This is a genomic window from Shigella sp. FC1567 (assembly GCF_001743015.1).
Taxonomy (GTDB): domain Bacteria; phylum Pseudomonadota; class Gammaproteobacteria; order Enterobacterales; family Enterobacteriaceae; genus Escherichia; species Escherichia coli.
Genome location: NZ_MIIV01000186.1, coordinates 1 through 3500, shown reverse-complemented (window position 1 = coordinate 3500; position 3500 = coordinate 1). Strand labels below are relative to the sequence as shown.

Below are 3500 nucleotides of genomic sequence, written 5' to 3'. Positions count from 1 at the left end.
CGAACTCCGCCTTCGCAAAATAAGCGGAAGCCTGGCGAAGGATATCGTTACTGCGGCGCAGTTCACGATTTTCACGTTCCAGCTCTTTCAGACGCTGACGTTCAGCGGTGGTGAGCCCGCCATCACCGCCTCCGGTATCCCGCTCATGCTGGCGTACCCAGACACGCAGAGTCTCCGGTGTACAGCCAATCTTTGGGGCAATGGAACAAATTGCCGCCCACTGTGAGTCATATTCGCCCTGACTTTCCAGAACCATACGAATCGCCCTCTGACGGACTTCGGGGGAAAAACGAGTATTTTTAGTCATCCTGTTTACCTCTTTCTCAGGGAGTTTAGTCTCCAGGATTCCCGGGGCGGTTCAAAGGGCCTTCCCGAGAGTGGTAAAGGAGAGGCCCTGGAAATACCCCACAGCCCCGAAAAAGAGCCAGTCAGTTGCTTAACTGACTGGCATTACAGCCTCCGGGATGGCATTTTTTATGGTTGAGTTACCAGCGGCCGGATGCGCCGCCACCTCCAGAAGAACCGCCACCGCCGCTAAATCCGCCGCCACTTGAGCCTCCACCGGAACCGCTGTTGTCTGAATGATAACTTTTACCTGATGCTCTTTTCTGAAGTACACATAAACAGGTAAAGACCATAAATATGGTGAAAGTAAAAAAGAAGGAAAATACAGCAATGGAAAAAATTTTATCGGAGAACAGGAATAAATCTAAAAGATAGATTGCTGAAATACAGACTCCACTTTTACATGCGCGACAAAAATTACTGCCTTGATGAAAAAACCAGAAAGGGAAGAACATCACTGCAAATACCCAAAAAATAGCAAAGTAATAATGATCACTGGAAGACGCTGATTCACTTTCTGAAGGATTAGTCGGATATTGGTGTTGTGAAGTGAGTTGGTTATTCAAAGCGTTTATAGCTAGCTCTAATCCCTGAGCAAATTTTTGTTGTTTAAATGCGGGTATCATGTTGCTACGGATGATATCTCCAGCCAGAGCATCGGTTACCTTTTCTTCCAGCCCATAACCTACCTGGATGCGGACAGTACGATCTGACCAGGCAACAATGATCAGTATCCCATCATTACGTTTGGCATCTCCTAAACGCCAATTGTCAAAAACTCTTGTAGCATATTGTTCAATTGTCTCGTCTTTGGTTGTGGGAACAATTAATACAGCAATTTGCACTTGGGTATTATTGAAAATAGATTCTAACTTGTGCGTCAGTTCTTTCTTTTCTTGTGAGTTTAAGCTACTCGTAAGATCCGTAACTTGTTACTGTAATTGTGGGACAATAGTTGGTTGGGCTGCAACAAAGGAACATACGAAAGTGAACATTAGTATGAAATAGCGCATTATAAATTTCTCATTAAATCTGGATAAATAAATTGACGGCGGCATCGGTAATTTTAGACTCGTTATCATTAAAAACTAATACAGAAAAAATAAATATAATTTTGGTGAATGTTTTGACATGATTAAATCCATTTTCTTTATTTTCTTCTGACATAATACGTTACTCCCTTTAATTATTAACGATATGTTTCGCATTTTTCTTTAAATCTGCATGTAACAGAATGTTAATAAGGCATGATTGTTGCGGCAGGATCTGCAATAATTAACAATTATCCACTTCACAGAGAATGCTATGCAGTACCCGATTAACGAGATGTTCCAGACCCTGCAAGGTGAGGGTTACTTTACCGGCGTCCCCGCCATTTTTATTCGTTTACAGGGATGCCCGGTTGGCTGTGCCTGGTGCGACACCAAACACACCTGGGAAAAGCTTGAGGATCGGGAAGTCTCCCTTTTCAGCATTCTGGCGAAGACCAAAGAGAGTGATAAGTGGGGGGCGGCGAGCAGTGAAGATTTGCTGGCTGTCATTGGTCGGCAGGGATATACCGCGCGGCATGTGGTGATTACGGGTGGTGAGCCTTGCATTCATGATTTGCTGCCACTGACTGACCTGCTCGAAAAGAACGGTTTTAGCTGCCAGATCGAAACCAGTGGAACTCATGAAGTACGCTGCACACCGAATACCTGGGTTACCGTATCGCCAAAGCTGAACATGCGCGGCGGCTATGACGTGTTGTCACAGGCACTGGAGCGAGCCAACGAAATCAAGCATCCAGTGGGGCGCGTACGCGATATTGAAGCACTCGATGAACTATTGGCAACGCTGACCGATGATAAACCGCGAGTCATTGCACTGCAGCCGATTAGCCAAAAGGATGATGCCACACGTTTGTGCATTGAAACCTGCATTGCGCGTAATTGGCGTTTGTCGATGCAAACACATAAATATCTAAATATTGCCTGATTAAACATTTATAAGCGTTATAAATGGGTGGAACCTGTAAAGACTTCTACTCATTTATATTGTTTGTCGCCTCTGAAAACTCCTCCATTTTACCCATCCAGGGCTAATCATTAGCATTATCTACAAATTCTGTGGCATTAATTTTTCGCTGGAGTGAAAATTATTGCGGTAAAGTTTGGTAGATTTTAATTTGTATAGAGTTATTTTAAATATTTACCTTTTTAATCAATGAATTAAGTACTCTTTAACATAATGGATGTGTTGTTTGTGTGATACTGTAAAGTTGGTAGATTGTTACTGGCTTAAAAAATCATTAATTAATAATAGGTTATGTTTACAGAGTTCCCCGCGCCAGCGGGGATAAACCGAGTTACAACCCTTTGAGGCGGGCAAGAGCTGGGAGTTTCCCGCGCCAGCGGGGATAAACCACCATATAACCCGTTATCTCTTTCTCAAGTTTTTATATTAGCAGTACTTGTAATAAGCAACATATCCACGTAACACCTCATGTTCAAAATAGTTCTCCATGCCAGAGAGGTTCACAATTATCGATACAAAAAATTAAATTTAATCAAAGTGTTATTTGTATGATTCTTAAATCGTTAAGAAATTTTAATCTATTATTTTTTTAATATTGAATTAATGCCTGTTAATTTTTTCTTTAGAATAACAGTATATTTTTTAAGCTTGTTATTCATTGGTTAAGTAATAAATCTGGAAGTTTGTCTTTGTTTTGAGGCTAATGAGTGGTTTTACATAACCGCCTCTATACGCTGTTGATGAATAGTTCTTATGAATAAAGATATCCAGTTCATACTTTAAGTGAAAATTGATAAAGTGCGATTCGTATTGTCTTTTATTCTAAAGACATCGAGTGTAGTTAATATTCCTTGTAAAAACAGGGATAAACCGAACTAGTTAAAGTTTTTGGTAATGACTCCAACTTACTGATAGTGTTTTATGTTCAGATAATGCCCGATGACCTTGTCATGCAGCTCCACCGATTTTGAGAACGACAGTGACTTCCGTCCCAGCCTTGCCAGATGTTGTCTCAGATTCAGATTATGTCGCTCAATGCGCTGAGTGTAACGCTTGCTGATAACGTGCAGCTTTCCCTTCAGGCGTGATTCATACAGCGGCCAGCCATCCGTCATCCATACCACGACCTCAAAGGCCGA

4 protein-coding genes and 2 pseudogenes are annotated in these 3500 nt (G+C 41.9%); 2 read left to right on the top strand and 4 right to left on the bottom strand.

Translation table 11 applies throughout. The features are described 5' to 3' along the window. On the bottom strand, window positions 1–307 hold a 307-nt coding region (locus BHE85_RS12280; RefSeq protein WP_032219445.1), incomplete at its 3' end, for a transposase. A gap of 49 nt (window positions 308–356) precedes the next feature. On the opposite strand from BHE85_RS12280, the pseudogene BHE85_RS27475 reads away from it, so the two are divergent. Continuing rightward, window positions 357–440: pseudogene (locus BHE85_RS27475) on the top strand (hypothetical protein); the annotation flags it as partial. A 45-nt stretch (window positions 441–485) separates the two neighbouring features. Here BHE85_RS27475 and BHE85_RS12275 read toward each other — a convergent pair. Beyond that, window positions 486–1358: pseudogene (locus BHE85_RS12275) on the bottom strand (TPM domain-containing protein). 13 nt (window positions 1359–1371) lie between these two features. Further along, window positions 1372–1512, bottom strand: coding sequence for a cell envelope stress response protein YqcG (gene yqcG, locus BHE85_RS12270; RefSeq protein ID WP_001288227.1), 141 nt, complete (start codon window positions 1510–1512; stop codon window positions 1372–1374). Between the two features lie 138 nt (window positions 1513–1650). Here yqcG and queE point away from each other — a divergent pair, with 138 nt between their 5' ends. Continuing rightward, window positions 1651–2322, top strand: a complete 672-nt coding sequence (queE, locus tag BHE85_RS12265; protein WP_001199970.1) for a 7-carboxy-7-deazaguanine synthase QueE — start codon at window positions 1651–1653, stop codon at window positions 2320–2322. 944 nt (window positions 2323–3266) lie between these two features. Here the strand turns inward: queE and BHE85_RS12260 are convergent. After that, window positions 3267–3500: IS1 family transposase (locus BHE85_RS12260; protein WP_001393844.1), on the bottom strand; the 234-nt coding region annotated here is incomplete at its 5' end.